The sequence below is a fragment of the Lutibacter litoralis genome, from assembly GCF_014646675.1.
Taxonomy (GTDB): Bacteria; Bacteroidota; Bacteroidia; order Flavobacteriales; family Flavobacteriaceae; genus Lutibacter; species Lutibacter litoralis.
Genome location: NZ_BMNS01000014.1, coordinates 1 through 26382, shown reverse-complemented (window position 1 = coordinate 26382; position 26382 = coordinate 1). Strand labels below are relative to the sequence as shown.

Annotated in this window: 24 protein-coding genes; 1 reads left to right on the top strand and 23 read right to left on the bottom strand. The window is 29.4% G+C overall.

Translation table 11 applies throughout. The features are described 5' to 3' along the window. Positions 1–136: 136 nt before the first annotated feature. The 22 genes from IEW75_RS15465 to IEW75_RS15360 form a co-directional block, all read right to left on the bottom strand. Entirely contained in the window at positions 137–433 is a 297-nt protein-coding gene (locus IEW75_RS15465; RefSeq protein WP_134247618.1) for a GIY-YIG nuclease family protein, read from the bottom strand. Between the two features lie 210 nt (positions 434–643). Then, complete coding sequence (locus IEW75_RS15460; RefSeq protein ID WP_134247617.1) at positions 644–1858, bottom strand: glycosyltransferase family 4 protein; 1215 nt, start codon at positions 1856–1858, stop codon at positions 644–646. Next, the gene (locus IEW75_RS15455; RefSeq protein ID WP_134247616.1) at positions 1855–3210 is read right to left on the bottom strand and encodes an O-antigen polysaccharide polymerase Wzy; all 1356 of its coding nucleotides are present in this window, start codon (positions 3208–3210) and stop codon (positions 1855–1857) included. Before IEW75_RS15455 ends, IEW75_RS15460 begins: the two co-directional genes overlap by 4 nt. An 18-nt stretch (positions 3211–3228) precedes the next feature. Beyond that, a complete protein-coding gene (locus tag IEW75_RS15450; RefSeq protein WP_134247615.1) occupies positions 3229–4473 on the bottom strand; it encodes an oligosaccharide flippase family protein in 1245 nt (414 codons plus the stop codon). Next, positions 4470–5558: a glycosyltransferase gene (locus tag IEW75_RS15445; protein WP_134247614.1), complete on the bottom strand. Its 1089-nt coding sequence runs from the start codon at positions 5556–5558 to the stop codon at positions 4470–4472. Before IEW75_RS15445 ends, IEW75_RS15450 begins: the two co-directional genes overlap by 4 nt. Then, on the bottom strand, positions 5555–6439 hold the full coding sequence (locus tag IEW75_RS15440; RefSeq protein ID WP_134247613.1) for a glycosyltransferase family 2 protein: 885 nt from the start codon (positions 6437–6439) through the stop codon (positions 5555–5557). The genes IEW75_RS15445 and IEW75_RS15440 overlap by 4 nt, the downstream gene beginning before the upstream one ends. After that, on the bottom strand, positions 6440–7522 hold the full coding sequence (locus IEW75_RS15435) for an EpsG family protein (RefSeq protein WP_134247612.1): 1083 nt from the start codon (positions 7520–7522) through the stop codon (positions 6440–6442). Continuing rightward, entirely contained in the window at positions 7522–8076 is a 555-nt protein-coding gene (locus tag IEW75_RS15430) for a serine O-acetyltransferase (protein ID WP_134247611.1), read from the bottom strand. Before IEW75_RS15430 ends, IEW75_RS15435 begins: the two co-directional genes overlap by 1 nt. Before the next feature lie 5 nt (positions 8077–8081). After that, positions 8082–9191, bottom strand: a complete 1110-nt coding sequence (locus IEW75_RS15425; RefSeq protein ID WP_134247610.1) for a glycosyltransferase — start codon at positions 9189–9191, stop codon at positions 8082–8084. After that, positions 9188–10294 (bottom strand): glycosyltransferase family 4 protein, encoded by a 1107-nt coding sequence (locus IEW75_RS15420; RefSeq protein ID WP_134247609.1) that lies wholly within the window; start codon positions 10292–10294, stop codon positions 9188–9190. The genes IEW75_RS15425 and IEW75_RS15420 overlap by 4 nt, the downstream gene beginning before the upstream one ends. 205 nt (positions 10295–10499) lie before the next feature. Further along, positions 10500–11429, bottom strand: a complete 930-nt coding sequence (locus IEW75_RS15415) for a hypothetical protein (RefSeq protein WP_134247608.1) — start codon at positions 11427–11429, stop codon at positions 10500–10502. 3 nt (positions 11430–11432) lie between these two features. Beyond that, on the bottom strand, positions 11433–12863 hold the full coding sequence (locus IEW75_RS15410; protein ID WP_134247607.1) for an MBOAT family O-acyltransferase: 1431 nt from the start codon (positions 12861–12863) through the stop codon (positions 11433–11435). A 147-nt stretch (positions 12864–13010) separates the two neighbouring features. Continuing rightward, entirely contained in the window at positions 13011–14087 is a 1077-nt protein-coding gene (locus IEW75_RS15405) for a polysaccharide pyruvyl transferase family protein (RefSeq protein WP_134247606.1), read from the bottom strand. A 10-nt stretch (positions 14088–14097) separates the two neighbouring features. Beyond that, positions 14098–15243 carry a glycosyltransferase gene (locus IEW75_RS15400; protein WP_134247605.1) on the bottom strand — a complete coding sequence of 382 codons (1146 nt, stop codon included), beginning with the start codon at positions 15241–15243 and terminating at the stop codon, positions 14098–14100. After that, entirely contained in the window at positions 15236–16267 is a 1032-nt protein-coding gene (locus IEW75_RS15395) for a glycosyltransferase family 2 protein (protein WP_134247604.1), read from the bottom strand. Before IEW75_RS15395 ends, IEW75_RS15400 begins: the two co-directional genes overlap by 8 nt. 64 nt (positions 16268–16331) lie before the next feature. Further along, positions 16332–17243, bottom strand: coding sequence for a glycosyltransferase family 2 protein (locus IEW75_RS15390; RefSeq protein ID WP_134247603.1), 912 nt, complete (start codon positions 17241–17243; stop codon positions 16332–16334). Between the two features lie 105 nt (positions 17244–17348). After that, on the bottom strand, positions 17349–18755 hold the full coding sequence (locus IEW75_RS15385; RefSeq protein WP_134247602.1) for a Coenzyme F420 hydrogenase/dehydrogenase, beta subunit C-terminal domain: 1407 nt from the start codon (positions 18753–18755) through the stop codon (positions 17349–17351). Positions 18756–18765: 10 nt separating this feature from the next. Further along, on the bottom strand, positions 18766–19728 hold the full coding sequence (locus IEW75_RS15380; protein WP_134247601.1) for a glycosyltransferase family 2 protein: 963 nt from the start codon (positions 19726–19728) through the stop codon (positions 18766–18768). Beyond that, positions 19706–20485 (bottom strand): class I SAM-dependent methyltransferase, encoded by a 780-nt coding sequence (locus IEW75_RS15375; protein ID WP_134247600.1) that lies wholly within the window; start codon positions 20483–20485, stop codon positions 19706–19708. Before IEW75_RS15375 ends, IEW75_RS15380 begins: the two co-directional genes overlap by 23 nt. After that, positions 20460–21590, bottom strand: coding sequence for an ATP-grasp domain-containing protein (locus tag IEW75_RS15370; protein ID WP_134247599.1), 1131 nt, complete (start codon positions 21588–21590; stop codon positions 20460–20462). The genes IEW75_RS15375 and IEW75_RS15370 overlap by 26 nt, the downstream gene beginning before the upstream one ends. Before the next feature lie 4 nt (positions 21591–21594). Continuing rightward, complete coding sequence (locus tag IEW75_RS15365) at positions 21595–22656, bottom strand: DegT/DnrJ/EryC1/StrS family aminotransferase (protein WP_134247598.1); 1062 nt, start codon at positions 22654–22656, stop codon at positions 21595–21597. Then, entirely contained in the window at positions 22653–24095 is a 1443-nt protein-coding gene (locus tag IEW75_RS15360) for a lipopolysaccharide biosynthesis protein (RefSeq protein ID WP_134247597.1), read from the bottom strand. Before IEW75_RS15360 ends, IEW75_RS15365 begins: the two co-directional genes overlap by 4 nt. Positions 24096–25146: 1051 nt before the next feature. On the opposite strand from IEW75_RS15360, the gene IEW75_RS15355 reads away from it, so the two are divergent. Beyond that, positions 25147–25527, top strand: coding sequence for an HU family DNA-binding protein (locus tag IEW75_RS15355; protein ID WP_134247596.1), 381 nt, complete (start codon positions 25147–25149; stop codon positions 25525–25527). Positions 25528–25897: 370 nt separating this feature from the next. Here the strand turns inward: IEW75_RS15355 and IEW75_RS15350 are convergent, their stop codons facing one another. Then, the gene (locus tag IEW75_RS15350) at positions 25898–26227 is read right to left on the bottom strand and encodes a GIY-YIG nuclease family protein (protein ID WP_134247595.1); all 330 of its coding nucleotides are present in this window, start codon (positions 26225–26227) and stop codon (positions 25898–25900) included. Positions 26228–26382: the final 155 nt, after the last annotated feature.

Sequence of the window (26382 nt, the reverse complement as noted above, 5' to 3'; positions counted from 1 at the left end):
AGTGAAGCAATCTGCCACCGTCATTGCGAGGAGCGCAGCGACGAAGTAATCTGTTACTTTAGAACCAAATCAACATTACAAGGCCTGTTCAAGAGATTGCTTCGGTCGTTCCTCCCTCGCAATGACGTGTACTACATTATTCATTTAATACCCAATCCTCAGATAAATCAATCCAATTTGGATTCATTTCAAAAATTAATTGTTCTTTACGTTTTCTATTCCCCGATTTTAGTTGTTTTTCTCTTGATATTGCAAGTGTGACATCTTCAAATTCTTCAAAATAAACTAATTTATCTGCATTGAATTTTGAAGTAAATCCTTTATAAATTTTATGCTTATGCTGAAATATTCTTTTCAATAAATTACTTGTAACAACAATATAAATAACTGTATTATTTTTATTAGTCATAAAATAAACATAACTTTTTTTCATTTTTAAATATAGTGTTTATTTTCATGCCGTTATTGCTTGGAGTGAGGATAAGAAGCAATCTCTACCGTCATTACGAACGGAATGCAATGGAGTGAAGTAATCTGTAACTATACTGTAACAGATTGCCACAGTCGTGTTTTTCATTGCATTTCAAACACCCCTTCACAAAGACGTTTCACGAAAGACTTCTCACGTCTCACACTTCACTTCTCACGTCTCACGTACAAACTCCTCCAACAACCGATACTCCTCTAAAATTGCATCCCAAACTACTTGCTGTTCAAAGCGGTCCTGTACCATACGCCTTGCATTGCCTGCTGCTTTTGTGTATAATTTACTATCTAACAATACACGTTCCATAGCCGTTTTAATAGCTATGGATTTTTTTGCAGGAATCATCCAACCATTTTCTCCTTCTGAAATAATTTCATTACAGCCGTTAATATTGCTAACTATACTAGGCAAGCCCATAGCGCCAGCTTGTAATACAACATTTGGAAAACCTTCTCTATAACTTGGAAATACCAACACCTTAGAAATTGCAAAATAAGGACGTACATCTTGCTGATAACCAACTGATATAATATTTTTATTGGTAATAATTTCGTGCAGTGTTTCTGGCAATAAAGGATCTAACTCCGTTTCTAAAGAACCTACTAGGAGGAGCTTGGTTGTTGGCTGTTGGCTGTTAGCTGTTAGCTGCTCGCTGCACATTGCAAACTGTTCACTGTTCACCGTTAACTCCTTAAACGCCTGTACTAACTCATTAATTCCTTTATCGCCCACCAATCTGCCCACAAAAATAAAAACAACATCGTTTGCAGCAATTCCTAATTGTTGTTTTAGGGCTTCCTTTTGTGTGTTTGTATATAACTGTGGATTAAAATGTGAGGTGTTAATACCATTAGAACTACCATTTGCCAACACTTTTAATTTACAAGTTTTAGTAAAATTATGTGCTATAATAAGTTGTTCTAAACCCTTTGAGTTTGGATATATCTTGGTAGCGCAACTATAGGTTAATTTTTCAACTACATTCAGTATTGTTCGTTTTATTCCTGTTGCCTCCAGTAATGGCATTCCAGCTACTGTGTGCAATCTAATAGGAACATTGGCCAATTTGGCTGCCAACATCCCAACAATACCTGCTTTTGGGGTATGCGTATGCACTATAAAAGGTTGTTCTTTTCTAAATAATCTATACAATTGCCAAACAGCCTTTATATCTTTAAACGGGGTTATTGCACGAGACATTTCAATTGGTACAACGCGAACTCCCTCTTTTTTGGCAACCTGTGTTAATGTTTCACCACTAGAACTCACTGCTAACACCTTATAATAGCTTTTCATAAAAGCCAACTGACCTTCTATAAGCTTATCTAAAGATATTGGTACTGTTGTTATTCTAATGAGTTTTGGTTTCATTCATTTAATTTTCTTGAAGATACTACTGTTAATTTATTCATTATTTTTATATAAAAATGTACTAAAATTAAAGCTAATAAAAAACTAGTTCCTTTTTTAACTGAACTACTTAAATCACCTCTCAATAAATAAAACTCGAAACCCAATAAAAATAAGTATCCTGTTTTTATAAACAGTGATTGCTTTTTATTATGGAAACTTGTATCTAAATAAGCGTTTAAAATTACAATAAGTACTAAGAACAAAGCAATTCCAACATAACCAAAATTAGCATAACCTTCCCCAAAATAAGGCATTGCTACATTTATATGGTTAAAATTTAATGTTGTTGCCAATAATGTACCAGTGCCTAATGGTTTTGTAAACCACGTTGAATCTTGAACAAAAAATAACAACGCTCCCAACAACTGTCTACCTCCAGTTATAATTTCTTCATTAATTAGTAATAAAAAATTTTGAAAGGCATCAAAATGCCCCGTTTTAAATGCTGCTACTCCTAAAGAAAGATGGTTATTCCCATTTCTAAATATATTTAACAGCGGAAAAATTAAAAATACTCCCAAAAAATAACAACTAGCATAGTAATATTTTGATTTTTTTATAGGATTTAAAAAAACAATAAAAGGAATATAATAGGCAGCTGCTATACCTCTTGATAATGAAAATGGAAATGCCGTAAGTAAAGCAATTGCTCCAAGTAAAATAATATGCTTCCAATTGCTACCACCAATTAACAAATATCTTAACAAAATAATTATAGAAACTGCTCTAACAATTAATAACACCGAATATCCAACCAAACCAAAATTTGTATTGAGTTTAAGAAAATTGGCAGGTGGTCTTAAAAACAACACTTCAAAATTAAATTTTACAATAATTATTGTTAGAAGTAATGCCCCAATTGCTGCTAAATAATACCACCAAAGTGGCTCATTTATAGTTTCGATTATAGATGATTCCCTTATTTTATTAAGATAAAAGCTGTGACCAAGTTTATATAATAGTAGGTATAAAATTAAAACAATTAATAATATAGCACCTCCCTTTAGGTAATCTGCTTCACTAAATTTAGGAGCATTAAAAAATGAGTTTTCAAATTTATATTGCACTGCTGGTGCTAAACCAAAAAAGAAAAAATAAAATATGTTAAATACTTTATTTAGACTAAATGAGTATTGATCTTTTGATAAAAAAACACCATACAATGCTAACATACAAATGGTATAAAACATTAGTAATACGCTAAAACTATATTGAACGCCCGAATTATAAAAAATAATAGCCGCAGAAATTAATGCTAACGTAATTACTAAAATTTTATCTATATTTATGATTAACAGCGTAGGTTTCAAAATTAATTATGTTGTGTTTTAATTCTTTGATTTAAAGATTCTTTTTTTATTAAACATGATAAAGGAACCTATAGCATATAAGCCTCTAGCTGCTAGTAAAAATAGTGCGCCTCCAAGGTACGTATATTTAGGTATTAAAATAAGGCCTATTATTAAACTTAATAGCGTTGAAATTAACGTAATATATCCAAATAATTTATCTTTTCCATATACCAATAATCCGTTAATACCATACGCAGAAATTACAGCCATAAAAAAAGGTGTTGGACTTAAAATTTTAATAATAAAACTTATCTGTTGCTCTATAGTTGCGTCTTCAATTTTTAACCAAGGACCAATAAATACATCTGCACTTATAAACATACAAATAGATAATAGGATACCAATTCCTAAAATTACACTAAACGATTTACGCAGTATTTGTACTTTACGGTTTACCATGGCATAAAAAACTTTGGTAAGCACCGCGTTTATTGTAGTAAAACCATTTGCAACCTTTACACCCAGTTGTACAATACTAACATTTGCTGGAATACTAAATACCCCAACCAAGAATACGGCCATATTAGAGAGCATTGATGGAATAAATAAATTTATAAAAGAACTCCAATTTAAAATTAAATACCTCCTTACTTTTTTAAAAGACAACAACTGTATTTTTACATTATATTCTAAAGCTACAAATAAAAAACTTATCATATTTACAATAAGTAACCCTATGCTTTCTAAGAAGATAATAAACTCATAATCTTTCGGTTTTTGAATAAATACCAACACCAACACTACATAAATTAAACTAGCCCCTAAATTAATAGCGGGTATGTATTTCATTTTCTCAATACCCATAAAAAACCACCGCAGGGAAAATAAATCGGCTAACAGCATTAAGGAAGCAAAAACATACACCAATGCAAACATTCTAAAACCAGGTACTATTAACACTAAAACTGCTAAAGCCAATAAGGCAGCCCCCGTTAAATATAATTTAACCGAAAAAACCTCATTAAATAATGTGTTTATTTTTTTAGAATCATCATTGTATTTAGCCAATACTCTTACGGCTTCTAAATTAAAACCATAATTGGTAATATTTACTAAAAATAATACCAAAGAAATGGCAAAAGCATATTTGCCGTAATTTACAATCCCTACTTTTAATATTAAATAAGGTATTAATAAAATAGTCAGTGCTAAATCAATAACTTTTACCGAAAATAACGATACTGTATTTTCTAAAAATTGGTATAGGTTTTTTTTATTCAAATTTTATGTACTAATGTTTTATACAATGCTATATGCTTTTTAACCATCATTTCAATAGCATACTTTTTTGAACGCTCTAAACAAGCATAAGCCACTTGGTTATAATAATTCTCATCGTTAAGCAACATTCTAATATGTTTTGCTAAAGCTTTTTCATCTCCAACTGGAAATAATAACCCTGCACCTTTAACAACATCTGTAAGGCCTGACACGTCAGATGCTATAAATGGTTTTCCTGATGCCATACCCTCAATACTTGAAAGAGACAACCCTTCATGGTGAGATGATAAAATTATTATGTCTGCTGTTTTTAAAAGTTGTGGCACATCCATTCTTACCCCTAAAAATTGTACTCTAGATGTTAATTGTAACTTTTTCACCAAAGCTTCACATTCAGGTTTTAACTCCCCTTCACCAACCAACAATAGCTTTATATGGTCAGGTAATTCTGTTAGACTTTTAATTAAAGTAGCTTGATCTTTTTGTTCTGTAAAACTTGATACTTGCAATAAAATTTTATCATATTCTGTAAAAAAATTATTTTTAGGATATGGGGTTACATTATTATATTTTTCAAGGTTTATACCATTATTTATTAATTTAAATTTTGAAGGTTTAAAATTTAAATGGCTTCTTAAATTTAAATCAACTTCCTTGGCAATAGTAACTATTTTTGAATACTTTTTATAAATAAGTTTATCAACTAACCCAAATATAGCTGAGCTGCGACGTGAATTTGTTGTATTGTGTTCGGTGTAAATAATTTTAGCTTTACTAAAGCTTAGTACTTTCGCAATAGCCACCCAATACAAGGCTGGAAATAAATGCACATGAATTACATCGTATTTTTTAAAGTAAGGTATAATTTTAAAAATAAGGAAAGGGTTATAAATACTTTTATTTGTTAAACTATATATTTTACAGCATTGTCGTTTTTTTAACGTTTTTAAAAAAGGATAATTTGCTCCATCAAGTACTAACAAGTCCATAGCTATTCCTTTTTTATTATATAAAGGCAAGGTTTCTAACAATAATTTTTCCGCACCGCCTGTATTTAAACTGTTTATTACTTGAAGTACCTTCATTTTTTACTTTTAAAAACAATGTATAAATGAAACAAAAATCCTAAAGGTAAACACAAAAAGGTAAGTACTTTTTTTGGGTTGTTTTTAAAAAATTGATAGTCACCAATAAACAATGTGGATGATATAAAATGTAACGTTTTTTTAATTTTAGTTCTGAAATCATGTACATGCTTTAACTCTAACGTTCTTGCATAACGGAACCCTTTGGGATTCAATTTGTATTGTTTAAAAATAGTATTTGATGATCCACCTGGTAAATATTCAACCACACATAATGCTTGGTTTAAACAGGCCAATTGATACTCTTGGTCAATCATTAAATACAAGGTTCCTAATGGCACAAAACGCTCTCCATTAAAAATTGGATATTTTGGATATTTTTTAACCACATCAGTTCTTAACACTAATTTTTTATCTCCCGTAACATTATACTTGTTATAAATATTAGAAAGTGAGCTAAACACTAATTGTTTCGGAAACTGTTTACCAACAATTTCACCATTTTTAAATACATCCAACCCCACAATTCCAGCAATTTTTTCTTTATTTGAAACAGATTTCCACTTATTTAAGATAAGCTCAACAGCATTGTTTGTCATATAATCATCTGAATCTATACAAACATTCAACTCTGTTTTTATAAGTTCATAAGCTGTATTATGTGCTCCATGCATTCCTTGGTTTTCTTGAAAAACATACTGTATTGCTATTTTACCTTCATTTATCCAAGATGCTACTAATTCTTTGGTAGTATCTGTAGAACCATCATCAATAACAAGCCAACAAAAATCTGTATTAGTTTGATTTACCAAACTATTGTATATCTGATGCAAACAAAATGCGCGGTTATATGTGGGTGTAAAAACGGTTACCTTTTTCATTTATAAAGTCATATAATACGTAAATCCATAATAAATTAGTACCGTATATGCCAATACCTTTTGTTGCTTTAAAAAAAAACGTTGTTTAAAAAACGGATAAAAAATAATAACAGCCATTAAAAACCATGATAAATAGGCAAAGCGGTTTGAAAAACCGGAACGGATTACCAAAATCCAAAAAGCATTTGCTGTTACATAAATATTAAATAATTGGTGGTACAATTTATCATTAAAATTTTTCTTAAATATAAAATAGTACCCAGCATAAACTGCAGCTGCGCTGTAGAGTAAAAAATCCCAACGGAAACCAACTTTTGAAAATTGTTCTGCAAATCGATCATCTGTTAAATAGGTTAAACGATCTCCTCCAAAACCCACAGATGCAAATAAGCTTTCCCAAAAGCCACCCAATGCTATTGATAAAGGTATGGCTAATAACCAACCAATTAAATAATGACGGGTATTGTGATGGTATAAGGTTAGTACATAAGCTGCAATGGGTATTATAACACTTCCATGAATTAAATAAGCAATTAAAAAAACACCATATTTAAGGTACTTATTTTTAGTTAAAGAAAGCCCATAAATAACAAATGAAGTAGCTATCCCATTGCGAATGCCATTTGTACCATAAGCCCAAAAAGAAAAAGAAGCAATCAACATTAAAAAAATAAAATAGCGATCCGTTCCAAACCATTTTTTTGCAGCGCTATATAAAGGGACTACATACAATATGGCACAGAGTAAAAAAAAGTATTGCGCAGACATAATACTACTACAAAACTTCATAAATAAGCGCCATAAATAATCTTTAGTATTGGTTATTTCAGCACCATTGGCGAATTCTCTAAAATATTTTGCATAAATACCCATGTCTCCAAAAGCAAAACTAATTGGCCGTAAGCCCATATACAAGGTTATCGCAATCAATAAAATGAATGAAGCCGTTTCCTTTTTTGAATTATTATGAATAACATAACCCTTGGTTTGCAATTTTAAAAAGGCGAATACAATTATTAATAATAGGGCATTATAAAATAATGGCGTATAAAAAGGCAACGGTATTATGGAATTAAAAATCATTATTTATTAATTATTTTAGCTGGGTTACCGGCTACAATAGCATTTTTGGGTACATCTTTAATTACAACTGAGCCTGCACCTATAATCACATTATCACCAATTTTTACATTTCCAATTATTATAGCATTTGCATGTATTTGAACATTATTACCTATACTTGGTCTTTTACCTTCCTTATCTCCAATGGTAACTAAGTGATTTATATAAACATTACTTCCAACCTCCTCAGCATTAATAATTGTTGCGTAAGGGTGTGCCAATTTTAGTCCACCTCCTATTTTAGTATGAATATCAATTGTAAAACTAGGATGTTTTGGATAAAAAACACGTAATAATTTTGAAAAAAAACTGTGTGTTCTAAAATAAAATAAAGTTCTAAAATAGCGATTGGTTAACAACTCTAATGTTAAATCATATCCTAAATGTACCCCTTTATTAACAACCGCTTTTCTTGCATATAAATCTTGAATTATAACAACTTTATTATTAGAAAATAGAAATAATAATAAATGAGGCAAAAACAATATTTGACCAAAAAAATATAAGATTTTCATACACATTAACTATTAAAAATTTTAAAATTCCATAAATTCATTATATCATCCAAAGCAAATTTAGCTGCATTTTGAAGTGCATTTGTACTTAAGATATCCTGTAATTCTGGTATTGAACTAAACTTATTTAAGGTATTCACAAAACTTTCTATGTTATTATTTTCAACTAGAATACCATCAAAATTATTAGTAATAATATTACGGGGACCCGTAGGGCAATCAAATGCTATAACGGGTACTCCTACTGAATTTGCTTCTAATATAACCATTGGAAAACACTCTTGTTCCGAAGTTATTAAAACTGCTCTGGATTTGTTTAAATCATTCAAAACATGAGATGATTCATTCATAAAGATGATACAGTGTTCTAACTTTTTTGCTTTTACCAATTCAACAATTTCATTGGCATATAAATTATTTAAAGTACCATAAATCAGCAATTTCCAATTTGAGTTTACCTTAGAAAACTGACCCCATATTTCAACCAAAATTTCCAAGCGTTTTACTGGAGCAAAACGAACTACACTCACTGCTATCAATTCTTTACTTGCTCTTTTATTTAGTTGTTGGTTTGAATTAATTATAACAGGATTGGGTATTACCTCAACATTTTGCGATTTATAAAACATAGACTCCTCGTTACTTAGCACTACTAACTTATCATATCTTGCCTCAATAAAATTCAATAGTTTTAATTTAATCCCTTTCGTTTTATTAGTATAAAAATATTTAGTAAAATGGAACTCTTTTATAATTTTTGTTTTTCTAAGTATTAAAAAAGGTAATATATAAGTTATTGGTATGTGTGATGCTACTACAATAAAATCTGGCTTTTCTTTTAAAATGTATTTTTGAATCTTTAAGCTGTTAACAATTAAGTATGTTAAATTAAGAAATGAAAAATAACTTTTTAACCGATTATAGTTTATTTTTAAATCTACAAAGCGAACTTTAGAATCCAATTCATAAATTAATGGTTGGTTTTTATTTTCGGTACTAACTACACTTACATCAAACTTAAATTGTGTAGCCCAATAATTGGCTTTAATAGCCACCAATTTTTCTATACCACCATGTGTATGTAATTGATCAACAAATATTGCTACCTTTTTCATTTTAAGTGTACAAGAGATTTAAATAAAGTATCCCATTTTTTTACAACTTCAGTTACATTAAATCTATGAACATGGTCTATTGCATTAGTTCCTAATTGCTGTCTTAATGATTTATTCTCCATTAAATCCATTAATTTAAATGCAAATGTATCAATATCTCCATTAGCAATCAAAAATCCATCTTCTCCATTTTGAATAATATCGGATGGGCCATGTGGACAATCAAATGCAACACAAGGAACCCCAAAACTCATCGCTTCAATTAACACCATACCAAAACCTTCAAAACGTGAAGTCATAATATAAATTGAGGCTTCTTTATATTTTTCCTGAATGTCTTCAACAGGAGGATAGAATTTCACATTTGTATCAATACCAAGTTCTTTTGTTCTTGCTTCTAAACCAAGTTCAGGGTTTAATTTCCCATACACTTCCAATTTCCAATCTGGATATTTCTTAGAAACCAAGCTCCAAACAGCCAACAATCTGTCATACCCTTTTTGATAGGATTGCTTCCCTACAACCAATACTTTTTTATTAGTATGTGCAGATTGTTCTAAGCTATTAAAAGGTAATGGGTTTGGAATTACGTCTATATTATTTAATTCTTTCCATTCTTTTAAGTTTCCGTTTGTTAACACCACAAATTTATGAAATTGAGTTGCTCCAAAATTCATTAAACCAAATTTTAATGTTGTTTTTAAACTTTGAACAATAGATATGTCGTCCTTTTTATTTTCAATTTGCTTCGATACATGCCGCTCGTAAATAACGGGTATACTTTTGCCAAACAATACTGGAAATAATAAGCCTTTAAATCCATCATCACATACTGAAATAACGTTTGGTTTTATATTTTTTAATACCTTTTTAATACCCTTTCTATAACTTAAAATATAATTAAATAGATTTCCAACTACTTTAATATCATGGAGTTTAATTTTAGTACTAAACTTATAGAATGGTTGGTTATGTCCATTGTTTAATGTTAAAATAGCTACTTCATAACCTAATATATCTGCTAAATAACTTGCTTTTACCGCCAATACACGTTCTAAGCCTCCAGAACCATTAATACCGTTTGTGATGTATAAAATTTTCATGAACTAATTTATTTCAATTGAAGTCTCATTTTTTCATTATAGGTTTCATCTACTACACTTAGCGCAGTGTTTATTTATTTTTTCCAAAAATACCTAAACTTTATTTAAAAAATTACATTAATAGTAATACGTTCCTCATAATTATTGGCTTTCGTATCCGATTTAATAAAGATGTAAGCACCTATTTTAATAACGTAAACTAGGGTTAATTGTTCTTAATTAATTCACTTAACCGCTCCGCAAATGATTTCCCTCCAAATTTATCCAAATGTTGCCCATCATAAGTGCTCCAAGTATTATTAGAAAAATTAAAGTAGTCTATTTGTGTATTTTTAGAAATATTATCTATCTCAATATCAAAATCACTCCAAAACTCATTTTCGATTTCTAAAATTTCCTTATCAATTGGCATTCTAACAACAAATACTTTACCATACTGTTGTAAATATACTATTGTTTTCTCCAACCAATTTAAACGATATTTCGAGGTATTCCATCTTTTTGCAAAATTACCAAATAGAGACATTTGATTATGTTTCCTTTCTAAAAATATTTCTTTATTTTTTGGAAAATTGTTTTCTTCTAGCCAATCATCTATATGTATTTCTGACCAGCCATCCTTATGTAATTTATTGTTTTTACTAAAAACCCCTCTAAAATTAAAAAACCTAAAATTTTTTATAAAATATTCAATATTAGGTTTCATAGTCATATTAGTAATATTATGAGGTGGCTCATTCATAATTATTGAATCTGACTCTACCAATAATTTAGGTGTACGGTTCGCTAACATCCAAGGGTTAACAGTTACAACGAATAATTGATTATTAAATGTAGTATCTAACTTTCGTTTAATGGCATTTAAATAGCTAGCACCATAAGTTGCTTGCTTAATTGTAAAACTAAAATTATATATAGGCAATTTATAATTACTTTCTTTTAAGTTTGAGTCCAATACTTTAGGTTGAATTCCCTGCATAGCTCTTGAGTCTCCCAAAATCATTGAAAATTGTTTTGGAGTGGTAAATTTTTCATAAAATGGATCAATATAACCTCCATAATAATTTAATAGAACCGTAATAAAGGAAACTACCAAAATAATAAAAAGTGTTATTTTTCTACAAATTTTTTTCATTTTTTAAAACTGAAAATATATAAATTCTTGTGATGGAGCCGCATAAAATAAAATTACAATTAGAATAAAAAAGTAAATTCCCCATCGTAAAATAGGTGCTCTTATAGCATCTAATACTAAGCCGTGTTTATTTCTTCTATTCAACCATTCTATTATAAGTAGGAGTCCAATAAATGCAATTGGTTTTAAGGCTACTTGAGGAAATTGAAATGACATTTCCAAAAATAATCGTCTAATATAAACAAATGCATCTTTAATTGTGTTTGCTCTAAAAAACACCCATGCAATTATAGTAATAAAAAAAGTAAACGACATTTGTGACAGTTCTTTCCAATTTGGAAAAAAACTATTCTCGGCAACTACATTTGTATTTTTTCTATTTCTTTTTAGCAAAAGCAATGGTAAAAAATAAATAGCATTTATTATTCCCCAAACTATGAAAGTCCAATTTGCACCATGCCAAAATCCACTCACAGTAAATATTATTAATGTGTTTCTAATCCTATTCCAAATATTTCCTTTACTACCACCTAAAGGTATATATACATAATCTCGAAACCATGTAGATAATGAAATATGCCAATTCCTCCAAAATTCTGCAATGTCTCTTGAAAAATACGGAAATGCAAAATTTTGTTTTAAATTAAAACCAAATAAACGTGAAGTACCAATAGCGATATCTGAATATCCAGAAAAATCACCATAAATTTGAAAAGCAAAAAAAACTGCGGCTATCCATAGAGAACTTCCATTAAAACCTTCTGAATTATTAAATACCAGATTCACAACTTTTGCGCAATTATCAGCTACGACTACCTTTTTAAACAACCCCCATAATATTTGGCGTAAACCATCTACCGCTTTATGATATTCAAATTTTCTAAATTTATAAAATTGTGGTAATAAATTGTTTGCACGCTCAATAGGTCCAGCTACTAATTGAGGAAAAAAACTAACAAAAGCAAAAAATGCGATTGGGTCGGTAGTTGGTTTTAATTTATTCCTATATACATCGATAGTATAACTCATTGTTTGAAATGTATAAAAACTAATACCGACAGGTAAGACAATATCTAATGTAAACACATCAATTTCAAAACCAACACTTAAAAAAGCTTCATATAATGAATTTGCAAAAAAATTATAATATTTAAAAACACCTAAAAACCCTAAATTCACGAATATACTAAAAGTCAACCAACGTTTTTTAATCGTTCTAGTATGTGCTTTTACAATTTGAAGCCCTGAATGAAAATCTATAAATGAACTAAATACAATTAACGAGAGAAAACGCCAATCCCACCAACCATAAAATATATAACTTGTAACCAATAATAGTAAGTTTTGCCATTTTAACTTTTTATTGAATACAAACCAATATAAAACAAAAACAATTGGTAAGAAAACAAAGAATTCGAAGGAATTAAATATCATTATGTGTATTAAAAGTTATGTTCTTTCTAATTGTCATATATTAAAAAATTATTCTACAATTACTATTAACAGAGTAACTATAATTTAATAAATTGAAGTATTCTTTCTCATAATAAGGTTCTTTATTATACTTGCCTTTAATATCTTTTACCTTATTGACTCTTCTAAAAATGCATACACCTTTAATTTTTCAATAGCTATAATTTCTTCAGTTTTTAAAAAATCAATTATAAATAAAGATGCAGTATTTTCGCTTATTTCAAACCTGTTTTCCATATTAAATTTCTCTAAAATATGGCTAATTCTAGTTTGCATGCTTTCCCCTCCAACTCTGCTATACACAACAAATGGTGTTTGTAATACTGTTGAAAAAACTACCCCATGAAATGAATCCGTTAAAAATAAACTTGCATCATTTATATAATCTACCCATTCCGATGGTGTAATTGCATAATACTTTGGTGCATTAAACGAATTTAATGCTATAATTTCATATTCTTTAGAAAGTTCAGCTATTAAACTTACTACTTTGGGCGACTTTTCGCCTAAAAAATAAGTAAGTATGTATTTTTTAGTAGGCTTTTTTTTATGACTGGTAGCAAATGTTAACCAATCAGCTTTTGAAACACACATTGTTGGATCACAAAGTACGGTTGCTTCTTTATTTGTAAATTCTTTAATAATTGTAGTACCACTCGATTCGCGAACACTTATATTATTAAAACCCTCTAAACCTTGTGCATATATTTTTGAATATTTTTCAGCTATAATAGCACTTCCAAAACTTGGAGAAAAAGTAATCCGTTTCTCTTTTGGTGTAAACTGCAAAAAAATTAAATCTGCAATATTATAATTAAACCAACCCCAAATTTGATCACTTCCTACACTTAAAAAAGCATAGCTTTTATGAAATGTAGCGTCAATATTTAATGGATCTACATATTTTTTTGATTCTGAATAATATTTTTTAGCATGTTTTTTAAAATTCTTGATTCTCAACTTTTTCAAAAAAGTGATTACTACATTCGTTCTTAAAAATAAGATATACCTTACAAGTATTTTCAATCTTATAATAAAAGGATCTTTATATGTTATTTCTTGTTTGTATTTTATTATTTCAGACTCAAACCCCAAATCTTTATATACCTTTTGTGTAGCATACATCTGTAACCTGTTACCATAATTATTATATCCAAACAATGTAATTATTCCTACTTTCTTCATTTGTTTAAAGTTATTCAAATAATTTATTTATTGCCTGGTATGTGCTTTCATTGCAAACTACATGCTTACTAACAGCTTCTTCTAATTTATTTTTAACAGAATTGTTTTGCAGTATAAAATTAATTTTATCAACAAACCCCTTTGTATCTATAGTACACAAAACGCCTAACTTGCCATATTGCAATGCATCATTCAGAACTGGTAAATTAGAAGTGATAATTATTTTTTTTAATGCTAAGGCTTCATAAATAGTAATTGATTGTGATTCTACATAAGAAGTTTGTATATATAAATCTGCAAGTTTCATATATGGATACGGATTTTTTTTATTTCCCAATAAAATACATTCTTTTTCAAGACTCCTTTGTTCTATCGTTTTTTTTATTTCTAAAAAAGTATCTCCATCACCTAAAAAATACCATTTAAATTTTAGACCTTGTTTTTTAAGTTCTGTTGCAATATCAATAGCTAAATCAATCCCTTTTGGTTTTGAAAACCTACTAACAGTAACAAAATTTAATACACCTTCAATATTACTAAAATCTAATACGTTCACTTTAGATTTTAAAATAACTTCTTTTACATTAATAATATTAGGAACTACAAAAAACTTTTTGCTGTATTCAGGAAAATGTTCTAACAGCATTTTTTTATTTGCAGAAGAAACAGTCACTATTTTATTAAAACGCCCATAATATTCTTTATTTAAATTATAGCTATCACCAGTATAATTATAAGCCCCATGGTGATACCACAAATATTTTTTATCGGCAGAAACATTATCAATGGCATAAAAACGAGGATATCCATTTTCACTATACACCACTACTTTATGATAATGTTCTTTTATTTTAGGGTAGAAAAGCCAAGGTTTCTTAATTATTTTAGCATAAAAATTAAACTTCAAGTATATGGTTAAAAGTTTAATTTTTTTTAAAAATTTTTTTTCTTCAGTTATACCTCCCCACGTAGCCGCATATTCTTGTTCCATTATATGAACAGCTGATGGTATACAATCTTTTAACACTCCTCCTTTTTGCCAAAGAAGTAAATCTATTTTGTGCCCTTGACCAACTAGATATTCTAAAAAATCAATCAAACTTTTTTGAATACCACCAATATTTAAGTCGTTATTAAGTATTAAAATTTTACCCATTTTTTAATATCGATATGGTACGTTGAACAAATAAATAAGAAAAAGCCATGTTGTTTTTTATAAAATAAAGTATTAATTTTAAACTTTTAGGCTGTTTATCTAATTTTAAATTATAAAAAGCTGCTTTTAGCTCCTGCTCCTTTAATATAAAACGGATTGCTTTTATTTTTTTTATAGTACTCATAGTACCATTATTACAAATACTATTTAAAATAAAAAGCACCGAATGCAACAGTTGTAATTTTAATTGTCTTGTAAAATTATATGCTGTATTATCTTTAAGAAGTTGCTCTAGCTTTTTATTTAAATATTTTAAATTTTCCCACCAAGCTGGTTGATATTTCTTTGAACGAGATTCCTCATATTGTAAATAGTTATAAAAATAATTATCCTTTAAATAATAAAAAGAATTGGCTTTCGTAATTATAGCTGCCATAAAAAGATAATCTTCGGAGTATCTTAGAGCAGCATCAAAACGTATATTATTATTTATTAAAAGTGAATGTTTGAAAAGACAAGTACACGCTGAAATAATAGGTAGCCTACCAAATGTTTCTGTAACCAATAATGTGGGGTATAATTCTTTTATTATTTGTTGTTTTGTATAAAATCCTGTACGAATGTTTGTACTAATTTTTTCTTTTGAATCTTTTTTAATGTTCGTAAAATCGCACATAACAACATCAGCAGATTGTTTTAACAGAGCTGCAGTATACATAGTTTCGTACATAGTAGATTCTAGCCAATCATCACTATCTACAAAAGTTATATAGTTACCTGTAGCTACCTCAATACCTTTATTTCTTGCTACTGATACTCCTGTGTTTTTTTGATGAATAACTTTAATACGTGCGTCTTTTTTTGCATAAGCATCACAAATTTGAGGCGATGTGTCTGTAGAACCATCATTAACGAGTATAATCTCTAAATGATGAAATGTTTGATTTATAATTGAATCAATACAATTATGTAAATATTCTTGAACATTATAAACTGGTACTATTACACTTAAATAATTATTCATACAGTCTTAAAATCATTTATTTTAATTTGTTTCTTCAATGCTTATTTTTTATATAATAACCTTTCTAGCAATTTTTAAACTGCTTTCGACGTCTTAGAAAGAGAAGAAAACTTACTGGTAATAATAGTGTTGATAGGAATTTATGATTATTATCTATCCAAATGTATTTTGGCTGCCCACTATATAAAGCAAATGCTCCAGACTGGCATAAACAATAAAGTCTTCTTACAAATGATATTTTTAACTTTACCTTAGATTTCCATAACAATGAATATCCTAAAGGGTTCATTTTTTGTGCTAATAACCTGTTATTTGTAATGCCATCATTTAGGTATTCACAAATACATATAATTTTAGGAAACCATCTAATTTTGTGACCTGCAAGAGCAATATCATTGAAAACTATTTCTTGTGGAGCCTGCCATTCACCTTCAAACACAGGAAATGGGAAGTGTTTTAATACTGAAACTTTCCAAGCTTCAGTCATATCTGCGTTAAGATTGTATTGAGCTCTCTCATAGTCATATATATCTACATATCCCGTATTCTTATCTATTAAAGGCCATTCCCCAATACCCTTTAATGGTTTACCATCTACAGTACCTCGCATGCCTCCAACTGCATATACATCCTTGTTGTCTATTATTGTAGTAAGCCATTTAATTAGAAGTTCAACACAATCATCTGAAACATAATCATCAGAATCAATTTTAGATAGGTATTCTCCCTTTGCAAGCTCTACTCCTAAATTGAAACCCGCCAAACAACCCTGGTTCTCTTGTTTGTAGTAACGTATGGGAAACTTGTTATCTTCTTTCAACCAAGTTTGAAATAAATTATCGGTGTTATCCGTAGAACCATCATTTATAACGAGCCACTCGAAGTCAAAAACGCTTTGTCTTTGAAGTGAACGGTACAGCTTCTCAATTATATACCCTCTATTGTATGCAGGAGTAAAAACTGTTAATTTTATCATAACTTTCCTTTTGAAGAATAGATTATATTAAGTAATTATCTAAAGTATTATAATTATGTAAAATTACACTTAAATATTTATTCATACTACTTTCAATAGAGTCATTCATTTCATTTTGTTTTTAGAAAAAATGCGTTTCCCTATTTCTTCAATTAATCTATTTTTTAAATGTGTAAATCTTCTTCTTTTATGGTAAATTTTGGTGAGAAATTTTAAGCGATCCAACGGTTTTTCCATTTGCTTATCAAAGCTTTTTGCATCGGGGTTCTTTTTCCAAATAGCCAAACTTCTTGCTCTTACTTGCATGCGTTGTTTTTGAACCAATTTAAAATCAATGGTTAATTTTTCTTGCTCATATCTTTTTGGCGGCACTAATTGCTTATTGTTTTTTGCAATTTCAATTCTTGCTGCCATTCCGTTATGACGATGGTTAAAACTACCTTGTTGCGATGCTAAAAAATTCTCAAGCGGCAACAAATCCATAGCTAAATCGTTATTTCTAATGCCTTCTTTGATTAAATTTTCTGCCACTAACGAGCGTGTTACAACTACATTTGTTCCTTTTCCATCTTTATAATAAGGATCAAGCCAAGCATCACCTAAAGAAATATCAGCCAGTTCGGTTGTTACATCATCACAAAAGTCACATGCATTTGCTTTAAAAAGCCCTGTACCCCACATATCTCCAACAATACGCATTTTTATAGATTTCTCTTCGTTATCAGCATCGGAACAAGAAAACGAGTAATCATTTGCAGTGCTAGTAATATCTTTTTTTCTAAATTGAGGTTTTTGAATATTGCTTGCTTCTATATCCATTTTGGATGCTAAATACTCGGTAAAGAAACTACTTTTTACACCGCCACAAATAATACCAATTAAAAAAGGTATTTTTTCTTTTAGCTTAGGTTCAGAATGTTGTGCCAAACGAATAGCCTTAATAAAACAGCCAATACCAACAATGGCAACTGTACCTTCCAAATTATCTATTTCTGAAAGCACCGTTGCTAATGTTACAGGAAAATATCTAGTTTTAGATGCTATTAATAAATCGGATTTACTACTGCTAATAGCATACTCGTAATGCGTACCAGGTTTTGACGCTTCTTTTATAGAGAAAATATGATCAACATGTTTTTTCTCAAGCAATTCCGCACAAATATAAGTTGCCAGCCCTCCCGAAGAAGATGATAAACGAAACTCGTTAGAATAACCCGCATAAATACGTTCGAATTTTCCAATTTTTTTATGAAATTGAGTACTATTTGGCAAGCATATTTTTGCTAATTCGTCTTCAGACTTCACCTCATCCTTTGGAAATGGATTAAACGGACAAACATCTGAGCAATCACCATTTAAATCGCAATTCTCTATGACTTTAGGAATTAAAAAACCATGTTCATTCCATTGCATTTCTAATGCATTTGATGGACATTTATAAACGCACATACCACAACCAATACAAAGGTTATTATTTACTACACTGTCAATAACTTTTGGGGTAGTATTCATTTCTAATTCTTTATTTTTTATTCAATTTAAACTTCGATTGCAATAGTTTCATATAATATACTGAAAAATCTTTTCCAGATAATAAAAAAACTATCGGTCCTATTTTATACTTCATTAAAACAAAAAATAAGTGATTCATTGTTTTTAAAGGATTATTAAAAAAACTAAAATATAATTTTGTAATAATAACCCGAAACATGTCTCTCTTTAATTCATTATAATGTGTGCTATCTTTTTTAACAACCTTTAAAAAATTATTATGCTGTGTTATATGAGCAATTAGTTGTTGTTTATCATTTAATCCAGACCAAACACCGCCACCATGGATTCTATAATTGGCAGTATTAGCATCTATATACTTTAATTTACCTTTTAAAGCATAAAAATAAGTATAGAGCCGATCCCCTCCAGTTCTATTTGGCAATTGACCACAAAACTGACTAAATTCATGTGATAAATTCTTAGAAACAATCGTTTGTGTAGGTGCTATAAAGCTTCCATTTAAAACATCTTCAGCTGTCCATGTTTTTTGATGTCCATATCTGGCTTCATTAATAAAAACTCCTTTACTATCTATATTAGATTTTGCAGTAAAACAAAGGCTATACTCCTCATTAGCCTCCAAAAAATCTACTTGCTTTTGTAATTTTAAAGGGTCTGTCCAATAATCATCGCCTTCGCATAAGGCTATGTATTTGCCTTTGGCTCTTGGAAAATTAAACCGAGCCATAATACCTCTTACTCCTTGGCTGTATTGATTTTTAGCCTGATACATAGGCTTTATTAAATTTGGATATTTTTCTACATAATTTTCAATAATTTCTTTTGTACCATCATCTGAACAATCATCATGTATTAATATTTCAAAATCAAAACTAGTTTGTTGCATTAAAAAACCATCTAAACACTGTTTTATATAATTTACATGATTGTAGGTTATACAACTAATACTAACGAGAGGTTTCTTGTTCAAATTTATAAGGTTTTAAAATAAAAATTGGTCTGTTTCTAAATTCTCCAAGAGCATCTTTTCTTATAATATTTTCATTAGTTAGAGGGTGATAAGCTGTTTTCTCTTCAAATTCTTCTGCAACTCCAACTACTTCAATTTTCCATTTATCTTTTATAGCTTCCGAAACAAAATCTATCATTTCTTTTTTTGTTCCATTCTCAAATAACAAAGAATTTCTGTCTCCCTTCCAACAAAAACCAAGTTGTAAAACTAAATAGTCCGTTTTACCACTAAAATAATTTATACTATCAATCATTTTAGCTTTTGCAAGTTCTACAGAAACACTTTTATCTCCATAATCATCACCAAAGTGATGCAGTACATTAAATAACAATACTATATCATAAGAATTATTTGGCAAATCAGATTCAAAATCTAAATAGCTATTATATACTTCAATATTTTTATCTAAGTAGCTTGAAGCCTCTTTAACAAAATTAGCATGAGCTGAGTTCCCCTCAATATAATCTACATGAGATGCGTCAGCTTCAATGCTTTCGAAAGAGAAAAAGCCTGTATTACCACCAATATCCAACACTCTTTTCCCTGTAAAATCAATATTATTTTTCAGAAAACTCATTCTTTCTATTTCAAATCTCGATGTTACATTTATTTCATCCTCAGGAATAATTCCTTTTAAGACAGCAGGTATTACTTGATAATTTGAATGCTTACTATTTTGTTGGTATAATTTAATTAATTTCTCTTTCTTGTTCATTTAATTTATTTTGTTTTAAATATATATTTAAGGTGTCTGGTTTTAAAAATATTTCATTTTTAAGAATTTCTTGATAATTTGTTATAAAATACTTCTTCTTAAAATTATAATAGGTTAATTCCTGCTTATTATATAATGTATCTACTATTCCTCCACTCCAAAAATACCAAACATCTTTTTTATAATTTCTCTTTTTTACATTTTTGAGCAACTCATTATCTAAAGCAAAACTATCAAACAAATTCATTTCAGCATCAAGAATAAGTTGTGAAGGTCCCCATAATCTTGGGTTAGCCTCAATCATTACAAATTTATTATTGTGTAATTTGACCTCAACCATTACTAAACCGCTAAAATTTAATGATGTAAATAGTTCTCCAAATTTTTCAGAAATAGTTTCTAAATGATAATTGGATGATTTACATAAAACCATAGAGCCTCCATTGTATTGCTGAATTAAATTTTCCTGAGAAAATACATCATAATTTCCATCTTTAGAAAAATAATAGAGTAAATAGATGCTTTTTCCCTCAACATATTCCTGTAAGTAATAATCTTTTAGATCTTTATCTTTCCAATATTTTTTTAAATCTTTTTTACTAGTGATAATTGTAGGTTTATCAATTTTACTTTCTGTTGTTTTATATAATTTCGGCTTAATAATATATGGATAAGCCTTGGGAAACTCATCAAATTCTTTTGGAACATCAATTTTAAAATCTTTACATTTCTCGCTAAAAGAATATTTATCTGAAATTAATTCATATAATTTTTTTCCACATAAACCTGTATCAATATTATTTTGTTCTAAAGCAGTTTTATGATTAATTAAAAACCTGTTTAAATATTCTGTTGAAGGAAGAATAAATACTGTATCTACACCAGAATTCTTTCTAATATTTTCAACATAAAAAAGAATGTTTTCAATACTAAGTTTATTAAACTCTCTTGTGCAAATCACGTTTCTTTTAAATGCCGTATTAAATATAAGATCATTTCCACCATTAGTAACAATACTAAAACTTATATTATTAAGCATTGCATATCTACAAAATGCAATTATTGCTCTATCATTATTTCCGGAAAAAATTAAAACAGATTTCATTTTTTTATATTAAATCGCATATCATTTTTAATTCACTTTCACTCAAATCGTAATACGATGGCAAACACAAAATACGCTCTGCAATACGTTCAGAAACTGGCATTTTTTTACTATCCACATACTTTAAGGTATTTAACGATGGGTAAAAATAACGTCTTGGAAATATTTGAATTTCATTTAATGCTTTTTGCACTTTTAATAAAGTTTTTTCATCTTTAAAAATAACAGGATAATAGCTGTAATTCCAATTTGTATGTTCACGTATTTTTAAGGTGGTAACTTTCGAAAAGTCGAGGTGTGTATTGTAATAGTCTACCACTTTTTTTCTGCCCTCCAATATTGTAGGCATATATGGCAATACTGCCAATCCCATAGCTGCTTGTAATTCGGAAAGTTTCCCGTTAATTCCCATCCCATAAAATTCGGTAGCACTTTTATGTCCAAAATTATGGCTGTAAAAGCTTTGCAGTTGATAGTCTTTATTATTGCAAAATAAGGCACCACCTTCACCAGTATGAAATATTTTTGTGGCATGAAAACTACAGGTACTAATATCTCCAAAATTAAAAAGTGAGTTTCCTTTATAGCTTACTCCAAAACTATGTGCGGCATCGTAAATTACTTTTAACTGGTGTTTTTTTGCTATGGCTTCAATAACTTCCACATTACAAGGATTTCCAAAGACATGCGTTGCTAAAATAGCGGTTGTTTTAGGGGTAATGGCTGCTTCAATCTTGGTTTCGTCTATGGTTAAATAGGTAGGGTGAATATCTACAAAAACAGGTGTGCAATGTTCCCAAACAATGGTAGATGTTGATGCTACATAACTAAAGGGTGTAGTGATAATTTCTCCATTGTTCCCTAATAATTTTAAGGCTATTTGTAAAGGTATTGTACCATTATTGGTACATAATATATGCGAAACTTGTAGGTATTCCTTTAAATTTGTTTCTAATTCACGTACCAATTCCCCGCGGTTGGTAATCCATTGGTTGTTCCAAATACGTTGCAGTTGCAGTTGGTATTCCTCAATAGGCGGAAAAAAGGCTTTGGTTACATTAATCATCTATTAAATATCAATTTTTTTAATTCTGTAATTGCCGTCATTTTAAATAGGAACGCCAAAAATAGGTATATTATTACACCTAACAAACCCCCAAAAAGTAAACGAAAAATATCAAAGGTGCTCATCTGTTGTAAATACATGTCAAACCCATATACACAACCACCACTAAAAGCTGCCAATAGTATAATTGGCAGTATGTCTTTTGTTTGTTCCCAAGCCGAATAGTTTATAAACTTCCCTGAATAATGCGTGTTGATAAAAAAAGCCAATACAGACGTTAGAACACTACCATACAGCAGTCCATAAATACCAAATTGGAATGAAATAACAATAACTACAGTTATCATTACTTTTTTTACAATTTCTAATTTTAAAAATAGGTCACTTCTGCCTTTTACTGTTAATATGTTTAAATTATAAGTGTGTATAGGGTATAAAATGCCACTCCAACATAAGATTTGAAAGTACGGTACAGCAGGCAACCATTTTTCTGTAAATAAAAAGCGGAACAACGGTTCTGCCAAAGCTGCCATAACCAATAAAATAGGAGCAACTATAAACACCACCACTTGCATAATTTTTTTAAAAGCATTTTTTAAACGTATATTATCGTTTTTTAACTCTGCAAATAATGGAAAGGTTACTTTATTTAAAACGGCAGCAATATTAGATACGGGTAACTGTCTTAATTTTTGTGCTCTATTAAAATATCCAACCAAAGCTGGTGCAAAAAACTTCCCAATTACAATAGTGTATATATGTGAAAAAATTCCATCTAAAATACCGGACAGCGTTAATTTATAACCAAAATTAAAATGGTGGAAAAACAAATCTTTATTAAATAAAAAGGTAGGACTCCATTTAGAATACCACCATAACTGAATAGTGCTCGTGAAATTTTGCACAATACCCATCCATACTAAACTCCACACCCCATATCCCATATAAGCCATACTTACACCAACAGCACCTGATATTATAATTGAAGGAATGGATATTTTTAATTGAGTTTTAAAATCCATCAGTTTGGTTAAACGCGTCAACTGCACCATTCCAAATGCATTGATAATAAAATTAAGGCTATTCCAGCGCACAATGCTTATTAACATTGGCTGCTTGTAGAAGCCTGCTATGTATGGAGCTGTAAATACTAATATTAAATATAAAATTACACTTACAGTTAAATTAAAGAAAAAAACCGTTGAATAATCTTCTTGTGTTGGATTATCGGTTCGGATTAAAGATGAACCAAGCCCTGAGTTCATTAAAGCCCATGCAACTGCTGTAAAAACTCCAAGCATAGCAATCAGACCAAACTCTGCCGGAAGTAACAATCTTGCTAATATAATAGAAACTACAAAGCTAATACCTTGCGTGCTAAATTGCTGCAAGCCTGTCCAAAATACGCCAGATAGTGCTTTTTGTTTTAAGTTGTTCAAGGTTGTTTTTTAATTAGTAACATTTGGCAAACTTAAGAATTTTCAAATGTTTAGGACAAAGATATAATTTTATAACGTGGGTAACTATGCTAAGATTGTGTAATTGTTTAATTGGATTTAAAATAAACTTGCAAGTACCCTTTCATTTCTATAAGCACTATTATAATGAGATTCCCAGTCGAGCTGAGAATGACGTTTCTTTCTTATTGAAAATTACGTAAATTTTCAAAAAACAAACTCCTTTTCGTCATTTCCAACTTGATTGGAAATCTGTCTTTTTTACTTCTAAATCTTGAGATTCCCAGTCGAGCTGAGAATGACGTTCCTCTCACGCTTCACATAACATTTTCCAAAAAAACCATGTTGAATTAAAAAAAATAACTTTTCAACAGAAAAATGTTATTAAGTAATTTAATGAAAACCGAAAAAGTTATGAATACTTATTAATTTAGCATTGTTAAATGTTGGCAACAACTTGACATAGTGACCTTGGAAATAAAAGTTAACGTATTTCCTAAATAACATTTAATATAAATGTTATAGAAACAAAAAAAGTTCTAAAGCTGTAACTTTAGAACTTTATATTTAGTGGTAATGCTAAAAAGAAGCATTATTTGTATTTTTCACATTACAAATTTAAGACACTTCTTTTAGCTTACCAAATTTTTTAACATAAAAAATTAATTCATAACAAACTAGTTATGAATACGGTAACGGTATGATCTAATTTATAAAAGAAACACATTGTAATTGTATGTATTACAATTGAATACCACTAAAATCGTAGTGAATTCACTTCTGGCGGAAGGTGTTATACCAATTAAATTTTGAAATGGTGCATACATAAATTGAATTATTTTTTTCTTTATGAAGGCAAAATTTTCAATCATAGCAATAGTTATGGTTTAAAAATTTAACACGGATAAAGGAAAAAAGAAACAATTTATAAGTGGCATTTTAATGTTTAATTGGTATTAATAGGTAAGCGTAAAAAGGAAGAGGTGTAGGTATAACTACCTCTATAAAAGTTATACATGTTAAAATAATTAAAATGATAAAATATATTTTAAAAGAACAGGTAAATCCTCAGGATTTAGCTGCTCAAAACAAGTTTTTACCAGTTAAAATAAAGCAGGAAACATTAACGTTACGTGACTTTGCTAAAAGAATCAGTAGAGAAAGTACGGTTAGTAGTATGGATGCAATGGCTGTTTTAGAAGGGTTATTACAAATAATCCCCGATGAAATTGCCAATGGTAAAATTATTAAATTGGGAGATTTTGGAACTTTTAGAAGTACCATTACCAGTGAAACAGCTATATCTAAAGAAGCGTTTCATATATCTCAAATTAAAGGTTTAAATGTGCGATTTAGACCCTCAAAAGAGTTTACAAAACAAATTTCACACATCGATTTTCAAATGGATTCTTAAACAATCATATTTGAAAAATCGTTATCTGATTTGTAACAGGTAACTAGCTAAAAGCGATACTCTAGGGTATCGCTTTTTTTTGCGCTATACTAAAACTAGTGTTCATACTTATTACCTATTTCGTCAATAGTTGCGCAACTATTAAAATTAGTCGAGCGACTTTTGAAATTAGTTGAGCAACTTTTAAAATTAGTTGAGCGACTTTTAAAAAAAGACGTACTTGTTTTAAAAATAGTTGCATGGTTTAATCGTCATCCAACAATCTAAACGAATGTCATGCCTGGGCAGGCAGGCATCCATACACTGTAATTTGAATTGCCGCAATTTCGCAAAATTAATGAGATCCCTCCTTCGTTGGAATAACAAATTACTATGTATTACTTTCTATAAAATGTGCATTTAAAAACTCAAATTTATTGTTAGAAGAACGAATTAAGTTTAATTTCTTTTCTCTTCGCCATCCTTTCAGTTCCTTTTCTCTAGCAATTGCTTGTTGTACCCAAGAAAACTTCTCATAATACACTAAGTATTTCAACTGATACTTAGACGCAAATGTTTTAGTTCCATTCTCAATATTTTGTATATGTTCATTTAACCTTCTTTTTAAATTATTTGTCACACCTATATAATAGGTAGAACGGTATTTATTAGTGATAATATATACGTAATATGTATGATACCCTTCATTAAATTCAATCATATTGGTTATTTTCTTAAGGTTATGCGATTGACTACGTCGAATCTTCGATTTCCTCCGTTGTCGGAATGACAAATTACAATAATTATTTGTCATTTTGAACGACAGTGAAAAATCACATACTACTGGTGCCAGCCCCTTAATGCGATTGACTACGT